At 72.7% G+C, this 15,301-nt stretch carries 13 protein-coding genes; 10 read left to right on the top strand and 3 right to left on the bottom strand.

Annotation, left to right across the window (positions count from 1 at the left end; all coding sequences use genetic code 11):
• Positions 1 to 7: 7 nt before the first annotated feature.
• From AC07DS_RS38285 to rfbC, 5 genes are read left to right on the top strand one after another with little or no spacing between them, the layout of a single operon-like run.
• Positions 8 to 895 (top strand): phytanoyl-CoA dioxygenase family protein, encoded by an 888-nt coding sequence (locus tag AC07DS_RS38285; protein ID WP_479153087.1) that lies wholly within the window; start codon positions 8 to 10, stop codon positions 893 to 895.
• On the top strand, positions 892 to 1,959 hold the full coding sequence (locus AC07DS_RS38290) for a glucose-1-phosphate thymidylyltransferase (RefSeq protein WP_479153224.1): 1,068 nt from the start codon (positions 892 to 894) through the stop codon (positions 1,957 to 1,959). Before AC07DS_RS38285 ends, AC07DS_RS38290 begins: the two co-directional genes overlap by 4 nt.
• Positions 1,956 to 2,939 (top strand): dTDP-glucose 4,6-dehydratase, encoded by a 984-nt coding sequence (rfbB, locus tag AC07DS_RS38295; RefSeq protein WP_479153089.1) that lies wholly within the window; start codon positions 1,956 to 1,958, stop codon positions 2,937 to 2,939. Before AC07DS_RS38290 ends, rfbB begins: the two co-directional genes overlap by 4 nt.
• Positions 2,936 to 3,820 (top strand): dTDP-4-dehydrorhamnose reductase, encoded by an 885-nt coding sequence (rfbD, locus tag AC07DS_RS38300; RefSeq protein ID WP_479153091.1) that lies wholly within the window; start codon positions 2,936 to 2,938, stop codon positions 3,818 to 3,820. The genes rfbB and rfbD overlap by 4 nt, the downstream gene beginning before the upstream one ends.
• A complete protein-coding gene (rfbC, locus tag AC07DS_RS38305; protein ID WP_479153226.1) occupies positions 3,820 to 4,413 on the top strand; it encodes a dTDP-4-dehydrorhamnose 3,5-epimerase in 594 nt (197 codons plus the stop codon). The genes rfbD and rfbC overlap by 1 nt, the downstream gene beginning before the upstream one ends.
• Before the next feature lie 65 nt (positions 4,414 to 4,478).
• On the opposite strand, the gene AC07DS_RS38310 is transcribed toward rfbC, so the two are convergent.
• The 3 genes from AC07DS_RS38310 to AC07DS_RS38320 are packed head-to-tail and all read right to left on the bottom strand — an operon-like array spanning position 4,479 to position 8,166.
• On the bottom strand, positions 4,479 to 5,513 hold the full coding sequence (locus tag AC07DS_RS38310) for a Gfo/Idh/MocA family protein (RefSeq protein ID WP_479153093.1): 1,035 nt from the start codon (positions 5,511 to 5,513) through the stop codon (positions 4,479 to 4,481).
• On the bottom strand, positions 5,510 to 6,892 hold the full coding sequence (locus AC07DS_RS38315) for an NDP-hexose 2,3-dehydratase family protein (protein ID WP_479153095.1): 1,383 nt from the start codon (positions 6,890 to 6,892) through the stop codon (positions 5,510 to 5,512). Before AC07DS_RS38315 ends, AC07DS_RS38310 begins: the two co-directional genes overlap by 4 nt.
• Positions 6,889 to 8,166 carry a glycosyltransferase gene (locus AC07DS_RS38320; protein WP_479153097.1) on the bottom strand — a complete coding sequence of 426 codons (1,278 nt, stop codon included), beginning with the start codon at positions 8,164 to 8,166 and terminating at the stop codon, positions 6,889 to 6,891. Before AC07DS_RS38320 ends, AC07DS_RS38315 begins: the two co-directional genes overlap by 4 nt.
• Positions 8,167 to 8,358: 192 nt before the next feature.
• Between AC07DS_RS38320 and AC07DS_RS38325 the strand changes: the two genes are divergently transcribed.
• From AC07DS_RS38325 to AC07DS_RS38345, 5 genes are read left to right on the top strand one after another with little or no spacing between them, the layout of a single operon-like run.
• Entirely contained in the window at positions 8,359 to 9,639 is a 1,281-nt protein-coding gene (locus AC07DS_RS38325; RefSeq protein WP_479153099.1) for a glycosyltransferase, read from the top strand.
• Between the two features lie 37 nt (positions 9,640 to 9,676).
• Positions 9,677 to 9,886 (top strand): MbtH family protein, encoded by a 210-nt coding sequence (locus tag AC07DS_RS38330; RefSeq protein WP_479153101.1) that lies wholly within the window; start codon positions 9,677 to 9,679, stop codon positions 9,884 to 9,886.
• On the top strand, positions 9,883 to 10,587 hold the full coding sequence (locus AC07DS_RS38335) for a 4'-phosphopantetheinyl transferase family protein (RefSeq protein ID WP_479153103.1): 705 nt from the start codon (positions 9,883 to 9,885) through the stop codon (positions 10,585 to 10,587). Before AC07DS_RS38330 ends, AC07DS_RS38335 begins: the two co-directional genes overlap by 4 nt.
• Positions 10,588 to 10,619: 32 nt before the next feature.
• A complete protein-coding gene (locus AC07DS_RS38340) occupies positions 10,620 to 14,306 on the top strand; it encodes an ABC transporter ATP-binding protein (protein ID WP_479153105.1) in 3,687 nt (1,228 codons plus the stop codon).
• Positions 14,303 to 15,301, top strand: coding sequence for a 4-hydroxy-3-methylbut-2-enyl diphosphate reductase (locus tag AC07DS_RS38345; RefSeq protein WP_479153107.1), 999 nt, complete (start codon positions 14,303 to 14,305; stop codon positions 15,299 to 15,301). The genes AC07DS_RS38340 and AC07DS_RS38345 overlap by 4 nt, the downstream gene beginning before the upstream one ends.

Below are 15,301 nucleotides of genomic sequence, written 5' to 3' on the forward strand. Positions count from 1 at the left end.
AGACCACATGGCGATCACCACCGAGGCCACGGGCGAAGCCGTCGCCGGGCCCGCCGCCGGCCGCCGGCTCACCGGATTCAGCGGCGACCCCGACTACTTCCGCCTCAAGGAGTACCGCACCTTCGACCCCCGGGCCGTCGTCGACGTGCTCAGGGGCAGGAGCGCGGGCGTCGTCTTCCGCGGCGCGGTCGATCCGGAGATCTGCGCGGAGCTGTCCGCACGCTTCTGGGACAGCGACGACCGGGAGAAGCGGACCGCCGTCGCGCCCAGCTACTACCTGGGCACGTACCACTTCCACAAGACGACCGAGGAATACCTCGACGAGTCCGAGCGCACCACGCCGGCGCTGGAGCAGGTGCTCGGCATCGAGCGGGATCCGCTGACCGAGTTCTACGACGGACTTGCCGGGGCCCTCGCCCCGCAGGACGTCACGGTGCGCCGCGCCGAGCACGGTGGCCGCCAGGCGTGCCGAGGACTGCTGCGCTCCTGGCACGCCGCCGGCGAGTACACCCTGGACCCGCACGAGGACAGCTCCCAGTGCGCCCACCCCGGGCAGGCGGACTTCGAGATCCAGCGCGTGCTCGACCACCAGATCTGCGCGCTCAACATATGCCTGGAGAACGGCGACGGCGGCCGGCTCGCCCTGTGGAACATCCAGCCGGACGAGGCGAGCAAGCGCCGCCTGGGCCTGGAGCACACCGGCTCCCCGTACCCGATGGACACCCTCGACGGCATCGAGTGCCAGTGGCTCGAGATCAACGCCGGTGACATCTACGTCTTCAACGGTGCGCACATCCATGCGGTGGAGCCCAACACCAGCGCCGGAAGCCGCCGCACCACGCTCGCCGGCATCTTCGGCTTCGTCGACCGCGACACGGTTGTGTCGTGGACATGAAGGCTCTCGTCCTGGCGGGCGGCACCGGCAGCCGGCTGCGGCCCATCACCCACACCTCGGCCAAGCAACTGGTCCCCGTCGCCAACAAGCCCGTCCTGTTCTACGTGCTGGAGGCCATCGCCGACGCGGGCGTCAAGGACGTGGGCATCGTCGTCGGGGAGACCGCGGACGAGATCCGTGCGGCCGTCGACGAGGGCGGATTCGACGGCCTGCGCGTCACCTATCTGCCCCAGGAGGCCCCGCTGGGCCTCGCCCACGCGGTGCGCATCGCCCGGGACTTCCTCGGTGACGACGACTTCGTGATGTACCTCGGCGACAACTTCGTCGTCGGCGGCATCACCGCACTCGCCGAGGAGTTCCGCACCGGGCGGCCCGACGCGCAGATCCTGCTCACCCGGGTGCCCGACCCCACCGCCTTCGGCGTCGCCGAACTCGACGAGGGGGGAAGGGTGGTGGGCCTCGTGGAGAAGCCGGCCGAACCCAAGAGCGATCTGGCCCTGGTCGGCGTCTACCTGTTCACCCCGGCGATCCACGAAGCCGTCGCCGCCATCACGCCCTCCGCCCGCGGAGAGCTGGAGATCACCGACGCCATCCAGTGGCTGATCGACCGGCGGCGCGACGTACGCTCCACCACGATCTCCGGCTACTGGAAGGACACCGGCAACGTCGGCGACATGCTGGAGGTCAACCGCACCGTCCTCGAGACCATCGAGCCCATGGTCGCCGGGGACGTCGACGAGGCCACGGAGATCGTCGGCCGGGTGCGGATCGCGGACGGGGCGACGGTCCGCGGCTCCCGGATCGTCGGCCCGGTGATCATCGCGTCGGGTGTGGAGGTCAGCGGCTCCTACGTGGGTCCCTTCACCTCGATCTCCGAGCGGTGCCGCATCGAGGACAGCGAGATCGAGTTCTCCATCGTGCTGCCCGGTTCCTCCATCACCGGGGTGCGCCGCATCGAGGCGTCCCTGATCGGCCGGAACGTGGAAGTCACCCCGGCGCCCCGGGCTCCCGCAGCACACCGGCTCATCCTCGGCGACCACAGCAAGGTGCAGATCTCCCCATGACGACCAGCATCCTCGTGACGGGCGGAGCCGGTTTCATCGGCTCCCACTACGTGCGGACCCTGCTCGGCCCGCAGGGCCCGGGCGACGTCCGCGTCACCGTCCTCGACGCCCTGACCTACGCCGGCAACCCGGCGAACCTCGACCCGGTCAGGCAGGACCCCCGATTCACCTTCGTGCACGGCGACATCTGCGACGCCGCGCTCGTCGGACCGCTGACGGCCCGCAGCGACCAGGTGGTGCACTTCGCGGCCGAGTCGCATGTCGACCGCTCGATCACGGGCGCCGCGGAGTTCCTGCGCACCAACGCGCTCGGCACCCAGACCCTGCTCGACGCGGCCCTGCGCACGGGCCTTCGCACCTTCGTGCACATCTCCACCGACGAGGTGTACGGCTCGGTGCCGACGGGTTCCACGCCCGAGACCGCGCCGCTGCTCCCCAACTCCCCGTACGCGGCGTCGAAGGCGTCGAGCGACCTGGTCGCTCTGTCGTACCACCACACGCACGGCATCGACGTCCGGGTCACCCGCTGTTCCAACAACTACGGCCCGCACCACTTCCCGGAGAAGCTCATCCCGCGCTTCGTCACCACGCTCCTGGACGGCGGCGACGTGCCGTTGTTCGGCGACGGCGAGCACGTACGGGACTGGCTGCACGTCGACGACCACGTCCGGGGCATCGAGCTGGTCCGCACCGGTGGCAGGCCCGGCCGGGTCTACAACATCGGGGGCGGTACCGAGCTCACCAACAAGGAGCTCACCTCGATGCTGCTGGAGGCCTGCGGCGCCGGCTGGGACCGCGTCAGTCACGTCGAGGACCGCAAGGGCCACGACCGGCGCTACTCGGTCGACTGGAGCAGGATCCGCGACGAGCTGGGCTACCGGCCGCGCAAGGACTTCGCCACCGGCCTGGCGGAGACCGTCCGCTGGTACCGGGACAACCGCTCCTGGTGGGAACCGCTGCTGACGCGGGCGGCCCTGTGAGCGCGCCGTGGCTGGTCGTCGGCGCCACCGGCATGCTGGGCCGCGACGTCACGGCCCAGCTGCGGCGGGACGGCGAGGAGGTGATCGGCCTCGGCAGGGCCGGGCTGGACATCACCGACGCGGCGGCCGTGCGACGCCTGGTGACCGCCCACCGCCCCGCCGTCCTCGTCAACTGCGCCGCCTGGACCGCCGTCGACGCCGCGGAGGAGCGGGAGCCGGAGGCCCTCCTCGTGAACGGCGTCGGACCCGGCCACCTGGCCGACGCCTGCCGCTCGGCCGGCACCCGGCTGCTGCACGTCTCCACCGACTACGTCTTCCCCGGCGACGCCCGCAGCCCGTACGCCGAGACCGACCCGACCGGGCCGGTCAACGCCTACGGCCGCACCAAACTCGCCGGGGAACGAGCCGTCCTCGAACGCCTCCCCGACCACGGGCACGTCGTACGCACCGCCTGGCTCTACGGCGCCGGCGGGCCCAACTTCGTGCGCGCGATGATCAGGGCCGAGCGGGACCGGGACACCGTCGACGTCGTCGACGACCAGCACGGGCAGCCGACCTGGAGCGCCGATCTCGCCGGCCTGCTGGTGCGGCTCGGCCGCGCGGCGCTCGCCGGTACCGCCCGGCCGGGCGTCCGGCACGGCACCAGTGCCGGCCGGACCACCTGGTACGGCCTGGCCCGCGAGGTGTTCCGGCTGCTGGACGCCGACCCGGACCGGGTCCGCCCCGTCGCCGGCAGCACCCTGGGGCGCGCGGCACGCCGTCCGGCGTACGGCGTGCTCGCGTGCCGGCGCCGGCAGCCGGGCGTCGAGCCGATCCGAGACTGGCGCGCCGCGCTCGCCGCGGCGCTGCCCGAGATGGTGGAAACGGAGCAGCAGACATGATGCGTGCACTGGACGTCGGTCCCGCCTGGGTCGTGGAGCCCACGGTCCACCAGGACGCCCGCGGCGCCTTCTACGAGTGGTACAGGGCAGCCGAGTTCGGCGCGGTGACGGGCCAGGACTTCCGCCTGGCGCAGGCCAACTGCTCCGTCTCGCGACGCGGCACCCTGCGCGGCATCCACTTCGCCCAGGTGCCGCCGGGCCAGGCGAAGTACGTACAGTGCCTGCGGGGCGCGGTGCTCGACGTGGTCGTCGACGTGCGGGTGGGTTCCCCGACCTACCGCCGGTGGGAGGCCGTACGGCTCGACGACGACAACCGCCGGGCCCTGTACGTGGGAGAGGGGCTCGGGCACGCGTTCCTGGCTCTGACCGACGACGCGACCGTCAGCTACCTCTGCTCCGAGGGGTACGCCCCGCACCGCGAGTACGGCATCGACCCGTTCGACCCGGAGCTGGGCATCGACTGGCCGGCGGACGTCGAACCGCTGCTGTCCGAGAAGGACGCCTCGGCCCCCTCCCTGGCCGAGGTGGAGCGTCTGGGGCTGCTGCCCTCGTACGCCGAGGCCCAGGCCCACTACGCCTCGCTGCGTCGTTGAATCCGGCACTCATGGCGAAGGGCCCGCGCGAGCGGGCCCTTCGGCGTTCGGGGAGTGCCCCCGGGTCACGCGGTCTCCGTACCGCCGTCCTCGCACGGCACCCGCACCGCCCGTTCCCGGACCGCGTCCACCAGCTCCAGCGTCGCCACCGCGTCCGCGTGCCACGCCGTCCGGCCGGTGCCGCGGGAGGAGCCGGCCCCGCGGACCGCCGCCGCGAACTCCGCGACGCAGGCCTGGAACTGGTCGGCGGGCGGCAGCAGGAGCTGCTCCACCCGGTCCTGTTCCTCGATCAGCAGCTGCGTCCGCAGCTCGGCCGGCGGGCTGACGGCCTGGTCCGCGCTCAGCCGCGCCCGGTCGCCCCACAACGTGTACCGCGCCCCGTAACTGTGCTCGAAGCCGAAGTCCAGCGAGGCGAGGACACCCGAGTCGGCGGCCAGCAGGACCTGCCCGGAGACGTCCAGACCGTCGCGCGGCCGGACCCGGAGGGTGGCGCCGGTCACCCGCAGCCCCCGCCCCAGGAAGTGCACCGCGGTCCGCAGCGGGTAGACGCCCGTGTCCAGCAGCGCGCCACCCCCCAGTTCGCCGGTGTACCGGATGTCGCCGGGGGAGAGCGGGGGGACGCAGAACGACGCGTGCAGCATGCGGAGCCGGCCGATGCGTCCGTCCCGCAGCAGCTCGGAGACGGCCTGGTGGCGCGGGTGGTGGAGGAACATGTAGTTCTCCCGCAGCACCAGGCCGCGGCGCTCGGCGAGCGCGGTCAGCTCCCGGGCTTCCGGCGCCGTCGTGGCCATGGGCTTCTCGACCAGCACATGCCGGCCGGCCTCCAGCGCGCGGGCCGCCCACCGGCGGTGCAGCGCCGCGGGCAGCGGAACGTACACCGCCTCGACGTCCGCGCGCTCCAGCAGCGCCTCGTAGCCGGTGACGGCCGCACAGCCGAAGCGGTCGGCGAACCGGCGCGCCCGCAGCGGGTCCCGGGAGGCCACGGCGACGACTTCGACGTCAGGGCAGGCCGTCATCGCGGGCAGTACCCGCCGCCAGGCGATGGAGGCGGCCCCCAGGACCCCGACGCGTACCGGCGGGGTGCCGTGGTCCTGGGTCATCGCACCGTCCTGAGGGCGGCCACGAGCGTCCTGGCCTGGATGTTGAGCTGGCCGCTGTACTTCAGCAGATCCTCCAGCTGGCCCGGACTCAGCCAGCGCATGCCGGCGTTCTCCTCGACCGGGACCCGGTCGTCCACCGAGATGATCAAGTACCGGCTCTGCGCCTGGTCGAACCTGCCGCCCTCCTCCGACAGCACGGTGTCGAACAGGGTGTGCGCCCGGTCGGCGCCCAGCACCAGATCCAGAAGGGGCGGCCGGTCGGCGGCGGCCAGGTGGGCGTGGCTGTCGGGCACGCACTGCACGGTCGGCCCCAGCTCCACCGTGTCCACGAAACCCGGTTCGACGCGTGCGTGCATCAGCGCGTGCAGGACACCGCCGACGCGCTTGACGAGCAGCGCGGCGATGCCCTGGCCGTGCGGCCGCAGCAGCGGCTGGGTCCAGGACGGCACCTCCCGGCTGCGCGAGCCCACGTGCACCGCGACGACGCTGAAGAACCGTCCCTCCTCGTGCGCGACGGCGTCGGCCGTCCGGTGCCAGCCGGAAACGGCCTGCAGCGGCAGCCGTTCGGTGACGACCTCGTGCGCGACCCGGCGGTCGGTCAGCCAGCTGCGGATCTCCTGCCCGGTGTGCACGGCGCTCCCGGGGCCCTCGACGCGGTCCCAGTCGGGCAGGCACGACAGCACGGTCCGCGCGTCCATGTTGACCAGGTTCTCCCACCGCAGCAGGGAGTTGAGCTGTCCCAGCGTCAGCCAGCAGAAGTCCTCGCCGGCCTGCAGTTCGGGCCCGGCCTCGACCACCATGTTGCGGTTGCGCTTGCGCAGGAACCAGGAGCCCTGCTCGGACTGCAGCACGTCCGCCAGCACCCGCCCGCGCTCGGGTGTGCGGAAGGTGTCCAGGTAGGGCACCGACGAACCGCCGTGCACCCGCGTGTAGTTGCTGCGCGTCGCCTGGACGGTGGGGGAGAGCTGCACACCGTTGACGTTCCCCGGCTCCGACTTGGCCTGCATCAGGAAGTGCAGCACGCCGTCGATCTCACGCACGGCGAGGCCGAGGATGCCGACCTCCGGCTGGCTGATGATCGGCTGGGACCACGCGGGCACCGCACCGAAGTCGGAGCGCACCCGCAGCCCCTGCACCGAGAAGAACCGCCCGCTGGCGTGGCCCAGGTCCCCCGTGTCCGGGTCGAACCCCCACTTGTCGAGTTCGGCGAAGGGTATGCGCTCGGTCTTCTGCGCATGGTGCAGCTGACGCTCGGCGAGCCAGTCGAAGAACGCGGCGGTGCTGGTCACCCCGTCGGTGCACCGGGCCGAGAGGGCCAGCCGGGCCGACAGTGCGGTGTCGGTGGGCGAGAGCCGGCTCGCCGTGGCGGCCCCCGTCACCGCTGGACCCTCTCCAGGAACCTCACCGCGGAGGCTGCCCCGTCCTCGGCCCGCAGGCGTTCGCCCAGCCCGGCGGCGGCCGCGGCGACGGCCGGGTCCGTGGCGGCCGTCCCGATCGCCTGTGCCAGGGCGGACGATGTCAGCTCACGCTGCTTCAGCGGGGCGGGCGCCACTCCCAGGCGGTGCAGATGCTCGCCCCACATCAGCTGGTTCACCTCGAACGGGCAGACGACCTGGGGGACTCCCGCCGAGAGGGCGGCGTTGTGCGCGCCCAGCGAGCCGGAGTTGACGGCCACGCACACCCGTGGCAACAGCCATCCGTAGGGAACCTCGTCCAGCGCCAGGACGCCGTCCGGGGCGCCGGCGACGTCCAGGCCGCCCCAGCCGGCCACGATCACCGCCCGTCGGCCGCTCTCCCGCACGGCGTCCAGCACCAGGGCGGTGGTCCGCTCGGGGTCGGTCCCGAGGGCGCTGCCGAAGCCGATGAGAACGGGCTTCTCGCCCTCCTCCAGGAAGCGCAGCAACCGGTCCGGCGGCTGCCAGCCCGGCGGCGGCGGAAGGTGCCAGAAACCGTCGGTGTGCACCGAGTCGGGCCAGTCGGAGCCCGGGGCGAGGACGTGCGGGCTGAAGCTGTGCAGCACGGGTGCGGGCGCGCCGTCGGCGGCGAACCGGAAGTCGAGGTAGCCCTCCCGCGGCGCAAGTCCGAGGGTGTCCCTGCGCCACTGGTCCACCACCTCGACGACGGCGGGCGGCAGATACGTACGTACGTCCGTCCGGCTCGTGTCCTCCTTGCCGGAGAACACGTCCGACAGCATGCCGAACGCCGGATAGTCGCGCGAGACCACGAAGTTGGGATAGAGGGAGCCGAGGACGTGCGGAACCTTCAGCCGCTCGGCGATCTGCGGAATCACCTCACGGAACGCATGAGAGTGGACGATCACGTCGGGACCGCAGGCCGCCGCCTCCCACAGATCACGGAGCACGGCCGCGTAGTGCGGAACCATCTGCCGGCGGACCTCCCGGCGCTGCTCCTCGATCCGGGCGGTCGGCCGGTCGCTGTGCGCCTGGAGGCGGCGGATGTCCGCCCGGGAGCGCACGGTGACGGCGGCGTCGTCCAGCGGGGCGAACGGTACGCCGTACTGGTCGGCGAGCGGTGCGAAGAGACGAGGCGCCGCGAGCACGGGCTCGTGTCCCGCGCGGCGCAGTGCGTAGGCCAGTGCCAGATATGGCTGGACGTCGCCTCTATTTCCGTAGCAGTAGACCAGGACTTTCAACGTTTCGCCTCCCGTGCGCGTCGGAACGGCCAACTGTTTCCATTCCGTCGCAGCGTCCGCAAGAGGCATTTGTCCTGTACAGATTTCCTAGAGCCGCTCGATTACGCCAGGCCCTAACGTGCCGAAGGTACTTCCTCGGGCCATGCCGCTGGTGTCGCGCCCGACTCGTCAGGAACGGGAGGGTTCGAAGCGGTGCGAGCACTGATCTATTCCCATGGCACTCGTGGGGATATGCAGCCCTATCTGGCGCTGGCCTTCGCTCTCGATCAGGCCGGACATTCGGCCAGACTCGTCGGTCCCCGCCTCTACGGCCCCATGGCCGCGGAATACGGAGTGGACTTCGCTCCGGTGGACGACGAGGCCGTGCGGCTCCACCAGCGGCCCGACGTCCGGGAGATCCTGGTCAACTCGCAAGGCAAGGGCGACCAGTACGACAAAGCCCGGGAACGCATATTCGCGGAGATATTCCCGCGGCTGTACCCGATCATGCTGAAGGACATGTGGGACGCCGCCGCGGAAGGCGCGGACGTGGTGATCCACTCCCACTCGTCGCGTCAGGCCGTCCACCAGATCGCCGAGAAACTCGGGGTTCCGCACGTACTGGCCAGCCTCTACCCGCACTTCGTCGCCTCACGGCGCTATCCCCCCGAGGTCGGCACCTTCGAGCAGCGGCCGGACAACCTGGAGCGGCACGCCCGGGCGAACGACAACCCGATCAAGGGGCCGCTCGCCGAGATGTTCGGCCGCTGGCGGGCCGACGTCCTCGGACTTCCGCCCCGCGAAGGCGCCCTGGACAACAGGTTCCGGGCCGACGGCACGCCGGCGCCGGTACTCCTCGGTTTCAGCCCGCATGTGATCGAGCCGGCGGACGACTGGCCCGAGTGGGTCCACACGACCGGATTCTGGATGCTCCCGAGCGGTGCGCGGTGGCAGCCTTCGAAACGGCTGCTGAAATTCCTGGGCGACGGCGAAGCGCCGGTGTTCTTCGGATTCGGCAGTCACATGGGAACGGACCCCGAAGAAGTCGGCCGCATCATTCTGGAGGTCGTCCGCAGAACGGGAGTCCGCGCGATCGTCGTCACGGGCTGGGGCGGCGCGGCCATTCCGAATCCGCCGGAGAACATCCTGGTGGAGGACGAAATTCCGTACGACTGGCTCTTCCCCCGGGTCCGTGCCGTGGTGCACCCGGGCGGAACCGGAGCGCACAACACGGCGTTGCGCGCCGGCGTCCCCCAGGTGATCTGTCCCTTCCAGAAGGAAGCGCTGATGTGGGCCGACCACCTGCACGGCCTGGGCGTCGCACCGCAGCCCGTCCCGCACCGGGACCTGACCGCCGACACCCTCACGAAGGCGGTCGACCAGGCCGTCAAGGACCCGGGCATCGCCGGCGCGGTCGACCGGCTGGCCCGCCTCACTTCCGTGGAGAACGGGGCCGAGAACGCGGTCCGGGTGCTCGAGAAGATCGTTTCCTGACCGGAACCCAGAGCAACAACCAAGGAAAGAGGATCAGATGTCCAATCCCTTCGAGGACGAAGCGGGCCGCTACCTGGTACTCGTCAACGACGAGGGCCAGTACTCCCTGTGGCCCGGTTTCGCCGAGATACCCGCGGGCTGGGAAGTGGCCCACGCGGAGGACAGCCGGCAGGCCTGCCTGGACCACATCGAGAAGAACTGGACCGACATGCGGCCCAAGAGCCTCGTCCGCCAGATGGCGGGATGAGGAGGCAGGTCCCGTTCCCCCGCACCGACGGCCCGCCGGACCCCACGCGGCCGGCCGTCCGGTGGGGGCCTGCCCCCGAGGGCGACGAGCGCGCTGCCACGCATGCCGCGCTCGTCGCCTCCGCGGCCGAACTGACCTGCAGCCCGGCCCACCTGATCCGGGTGGCACACGACCCCGGTGGCCGCCCCCGGCTCACCGGGCCCGCAGCCGGTGTGCAGGTCAGCCTCAGCCACGCCACGGGCGTCTTCGCCGTCGCCCTCTCTCGCGGTCCGGCGGCACTCGGCGTGGACATCGAACTCGTCCGGCCGCTGCCCGCCACCGCACTGGCTCGCCGGTGGCTCGGTGACACCCCTGCCGACTGGATCGCCGGCCTGCCCCGGCACGAGCGCGACGAGGCGTTCCTGGTGCTGTGGACCCGCAAGGAGGCCATCGGCAAGGCCCTCGGACACGGCCTGCGCCGCGGCGGACTCACCCGGCCGGTCGCCGTGCCGACCGACTGGCCGCCCGCCCGACCGGCCGGCCGCCGGCTGCCGTTCCCGCCCGGCACCGGCACCGGCACCGGCACCGGCACCGACACCGTGACCACGGTCGTGACCCCGGCCGGGAGCACCCGCGCGGTGCTGTCCGTCGCCGTGAGCGGCCGGCCCGCGACCCCACTCTTCGCGGACCTGGGCGACTGGCGGACAGCCGCGTTCCAGTGACGACCACACGCAAGCTCAGGAAAGGAACCGACGTGGCGCCACCCGCTGTTGACGCGGAAGCCCCCCGCGGCCGTCCACTGCGGCGCCTGCTCGGCCACTGTCTCCGTCACCGCGGGGCCCTGGCGCAGTCGCTGGCCGGCGCCGTGGGCGCCACGGCGACCAGCGTCGCGGTGCCGCTGATCACCCAGATCGTGCTGGACGACGTGGTCGTCGCGGGCGAGCGCCCCCTGCTCCCGTGGACGATCCTGCTGCTGGTCGTCGCCGCGGCCCGGTACGCGCTGACCTTTCTGCGCCGCTTCCACGCCAGCCGGCTCGCCGCCGACGTCCAGCACGATCTGCGCGTGGCGCTGTTCCGGGCGGTGTCCCGCCCGGACGGTCCCGGGCAGCAGGACCTGGGCCCCGGACAGCTCATGGGCCGCGCCACGGTCGACCTGAACGGGGTGCACAGCCTGGTCGCCATGCTGCCGGCCGTGGTCTCCCACGTCACCACCGTCGTCGGGGTGCTCGCCGTGATGGCCGTGCTCTCCCTGCCGCTGACGGCGGTGAGCCTGCTCATGGTCCCCGTCCTGTGGGCCCTGGCCCGGCGCAGCCACCCGCAGTTGCTGGCCGCCACCTGGCAGGCCCAGGACCGGTCGGCCACCGCCGCGGGCGTCGTACAGAGTTCCGTCGCCGGCGTCCAACTCGTCAAGGCCTTCGGCCGCGAGGAGCGGGAGACCGCCCGGTACACGGAGGCGGCCCGGCGGCTGTACGCCGCGCGCATGCGCGTCACCCGGCTGGTCGCCCGCTACCAGCCGCCGTTGCAGGCCGTACCGGCGCTCGCCCAGATCGCCGTCCTGGCCCTCGGCGGCTGGGCGGCTGCCGGGGGCCGGCTGAGCCTCGGCACGTTCGTCGCCTTCTCGATGTACCTCATCCAGCTGGCGGGTCCGCTGGGCATCCTGGCGGGTCTGGCGAACTCCGTCCAGCAGGCCACGGCCGCCGTCGCACGCGTGCTGGAGCTGACCGACGCACCGCCGCGGCGCGCGGACGGCGCCGCCCGACTGCCCGACGACGGGCCCCTGGCCGTCGAGTTCGACCACGTCGTCTTCCGGTACACGCCCGACCGCCCCGTGCTCGACGACCTGTCGCTGCGGATCGAACCCGGCGAGACGGTCGCCGTCGTCGGCGGGCCGGGATCAGGCAAGTCCACGCTCGCCCTGCTCCCGGCCCGGTTCCACGAGGCGCGCACGGGCGCCGTCCGGATCGGCGGCACGGACGTACGCGAACTGAGCCTGGAATCGCTGCGTGCCTCCCTCGCCCTGGTGCCGGAGGAGAGTCTCCTGTTCGCCGGGAGCATCCGCGACAACATCGCGCTGGGCCGTCCCGACGCGGACGACGACGAGATCCGCGAGGCGGCACGGCTCGCCCAGGCCGACGGCTTCGTCTCGGCCCTGCCCGACGGCTACCTGACCGAGGTCGGCGAACGGGGCCGGACCCTCTCCGGCGGCCAGCGCCAACGCCTCGCCCTGGCCCGCGCCCTGCTCCTGAGGCCCCGTCTGCTGATCCTCGACGACGCAACCTCCGCGGTGGACCCCGCCGTGGAGGCGGCGATCCACGAGGGCCTGCGCGTCCATGCCGACGGCCGGACGACACTCGTGGTCGCACGCCGCAGATCGACCCTGGCCCTGGCCGACCGGATAGCCGTACTGGACCGCGGCCGGCTCGCCGACCTGGGCACCCACGACGAACTGCACACCCGCTGCGCCCTCTACCGTGCCCACTTCGACGCGGCCCCGGCCGAGCCGTCCGCCCGGCCCGCGCCGCCGACCGGTCCCGCGCCCGGTCCGCACACGCGGTCCGCGTCCGCCTCCGCGCCTGCCTCCGCGTCCACGCCCGGGCCCTCCGGTGACGACGAGGACCCGGCGGTGGACGAGGACGCGCTGGCCCGTGACGTCGGCGGCACGTTCGGGCTCCGCAGGCTCACCCGGGGCTTCTGGCTGCCGCTCGCGGCAGGCCTGGCCCTGGTGTCCGCCGACGTCCTGTGCGGTCTCGCCCAGCCCTACGCCGTGCGCCGGGGCATCGAGAGCATCACCGACGGTGCGGCTCCCGCCGCGCTGTCGGCGGCGTGCGCCGCCGCCCTGGCCGTCACGCTGCTGCGCTGGCTGGTCCAGCGCGGCTCCCTGCGGGTCACCGGACGCACCGGCGAACGCCTGCTGTACGCCCTGCGGGTCCGCATGGCCGCCCAGCTGCACCGGCTGGGCCTGGACCACTACGAGCGGGAGGCCGACGGCCGGACCCTCACCCGGATGACCACCGACGTGGACGCCGTCTCAGGGTTCCTGCAGACAGGGCTGACGGGCTTCCTCGCCGGCCTGCTGACCATGGGCGGGGTCCTGGTCGTCCTGCTGGTCGCCAACCCCGTCCTGCTCCTGGCGGCCCTGCTTCTGCTGCCCGCCCTGTACCTGGCCACGGCCGTGTTCCGCCGCCGGTCGCTGGTCGCCTACCGGCTGGCGCGGGAGCGGACCGCCACGGTCAACGCCGCTCTGCAGGAAGGCGCGCAGGGCATGCCCGTCATCCAGGCGTTCCGCCAGGAGGAGGCGTTCCTGCGCCGGTTCGCCGCACACAGCGACGCGGTCCGGCGGGCGCGGATCCGCTCGCAGTACCTGATGGCCCTGTACTTCCCCTTCATCGAGTGCCTGGCCGCCGTCTGCGCGGCCGGCCTGCTGGCCTACGGGGCGCACGAGGTCCAACGCGGCTCCATGAGCGCGGGCACACTCGTCGCCTACCTGCTGTACCTGGAGCTGTTCTTCCTCCCCGTCCAGCAGATCTCCCAGCTGTACGACACCTTCCAGCAGGCACGGGTCTCCCTCGACCGGATCGACGAGCTGCTGCGGCTGCCCACCGGCACACCGCAGGCCGCGCGGCCCCGCCCCGTGGGTCCGCTGAGCGGCGAGATCGTCCTCCACGACGTCCACTTCCGGTACGCGGACGGCACGCAGGACACCGCGGGCCGCGTGGCACGCCGGGCGGCCGCCCTGACCGGCCTGAGCGTCCGGATCCCCGCCGGGCAGCGGGTGGCCGTCGTCGGCGGGAGCGGGTCGGGCAAGTCGACCCTGCTGAAACTGGTCGCACGGTTCTACGACCCCACCGCCGGCGCCGTCCTCGTCGACGGACAGGACGTACGCGAACTCGACCTGAGCGCCTACCGGCAACGGCTCGGCCTCATCCCCCAGGAGCCCTACCTGTTCGCCGGGACCGTCCGGGACGCCATCGCCTACGGGCGTGCCGACGCCACGGACGACGAGGTCGAGACGGCGGCCCGGCTGACCGGCGCCCACTCCTTCATCACCGCGCTGCCCCACGGGTACCACCACCGGCTCACCGAGGGCGGAGGCAACCTCTCCGTGGGCCAGCGCCAGCTGATCGCCCTCACCCGGACCCGGCTGGCCGCGCCCGCCGTCCTGCTCCTCGACGAGGCGACGTCCGCCCTGGACCCCGCCACCGAGGCCATGGTCGACGCGGCCACCGACCGGCTCGCGGCCCGGCGCACCACGCTGGTCATCACCCACCGGCTCGCCCTGGCGGCCCGCGCCGACCGCGTGCTCGTCCTGCGGGACGGCCGCGTGTGCGAGGACGGAACGCACACCGAACTCCTCGCGCTGGGCGGCCACTACGCCGCCCTGTGGCGCGCCCACGAGGCGCACCCCCGGACAGAACTCCAGACGCAAGGAAGGCCCCTATGACCACCGAGCAGACGACGCCCCGCGGGCGCGTCCTCCTGGCCGAACCCCGCGGCTTCTGCGCGGGCGTACGGCGCGCCATCGGCATCGTCGAACGCGCCCTGGACCTGTACGGCGCGCCCGTGTACGTCCGCAAGGAGATCGTGCACAACCATCACGTCGTCGGTGAACTGCGGCGGCGCGGCGCGGTCTTCGTGGACAGCGAGGACGAGGTGCCCGAGGGCGCCGTGTGCGTCTTCTCCGCCCATGGCGTCTCCCCGCAGGTGCGGGCGGGCGCGGCCGCACGGCGGCTCGACGTCATCGACGCCACCTGCCCGCTGGTGGCCAAGGTGCACCAGGAGGCGGTCCGCTACGCCCGTGACGGGCGCACCATCCTGCTGGTCGGGCACGAGGACCACGAGGAGGTCGAGGGGGTCCGCGGTGAGGCGCCCGCGAGGACCCTGGTCGTGGAGAGCGCCGAGGACGTCGCGCGGCTGGACCTTCCCGACGACACCCCGGTGGCGTACCTGACCCAGACCACCCTGTCCTTCGACGAGACCGCCGAGGTCGTCCAGGCCCTGCACCGGCGCTTCACCGACATCGTCGGCCCGCACGGCGACGACATCTGCTACGCGAGCCAGAACCGGCAGAACGCCGTGAAGTCCCTGGCCCGCTCGTGCGACCTGGTGCTCGTCGTCGGCTCCGAGAACTCCAGCAACTCGCTGCGGATGGTCGAGGTCGCCCGCCGCGAGGGCTGCTCCGCCCATCTGGTCCCCGACGTGACGCACCTGGACGAGCGCTGGCTGGAGTCGGTCGGCACGGTCGGCATCAGCGCCGGCGCCAGCGCGCCGGAGATTCTGGTGCGCGGCCTGGTGGACCGCCTGACCGAACTCGGGCTCGCCGACATCCGCACGGACGACGGGACCCCGGAGGACGTGGTCTTCGCCATGCCCTCGCGACTGGCCGACCCGGTCACCGGGCGGGCCCCGCGCACGCCGCTGGCCGACGAGAACCGGTGA

This window comes from Streptomyces sp. NPDC044064 (assembly GCF_056434245.1).

Coding starts and splice junctions, on each gene's coding strand:
- AC07DS_RS38285 (WP_479153087.1), top strand. CDS start 8: ATGGCGATCACCACCGAGGCCACGGGCGAAGCCGTCGCCGGGCCCGCC.
- AC07DS_RS38290 (WP_479153224.1), top strand. CDS start 892: ATGAAGGCTCTCGTCCTGGCGGGCGGCACCGGCAGCCGGCTGCGGCCC.
- rfbB (WP_479153089.1), top strand. CDS start 1,956: ATGACGACCAGCATCCTCGTGACGGGCGGAGCCGGTTTCATCGGCTCC.
- rfbC (WP_479153226.1), top strand. CDS start 3,820: ATGCGTGCACTGGACGTCGGTCCCGCCTGGGTCGTGGAGCCCACGGTC.
- AC07DS_RS38310 (WP_479153093.1), bottom strand. CDS start 5,513: ATGACCCAGGACCACGGCACCCCGCCGGTACGCGTCGGGGTCCTGGGG.
- AC07DS_RS38330 (WP_479153101.1), top strand. CDS start 9,677: ATGTCCAATCCCTTCGAGGACGAAGCGGGCCGCTACCTGGTACTCGTC.
- AC07DS_RS38335 (WP_479153103.1), top strand. CDS start 9,883: ATGAGGAGGCAGGTCCCGTTCCCCCGCACCGACGGCCCGCCGGACCCC.
- AC07DS_RS38345 (WP_479153107.1), top strand. CDS start 14,303: ATGACCACCGAGCAGACGACGCCCCGCGGGCGCGTCCTCCTGGCCGAA.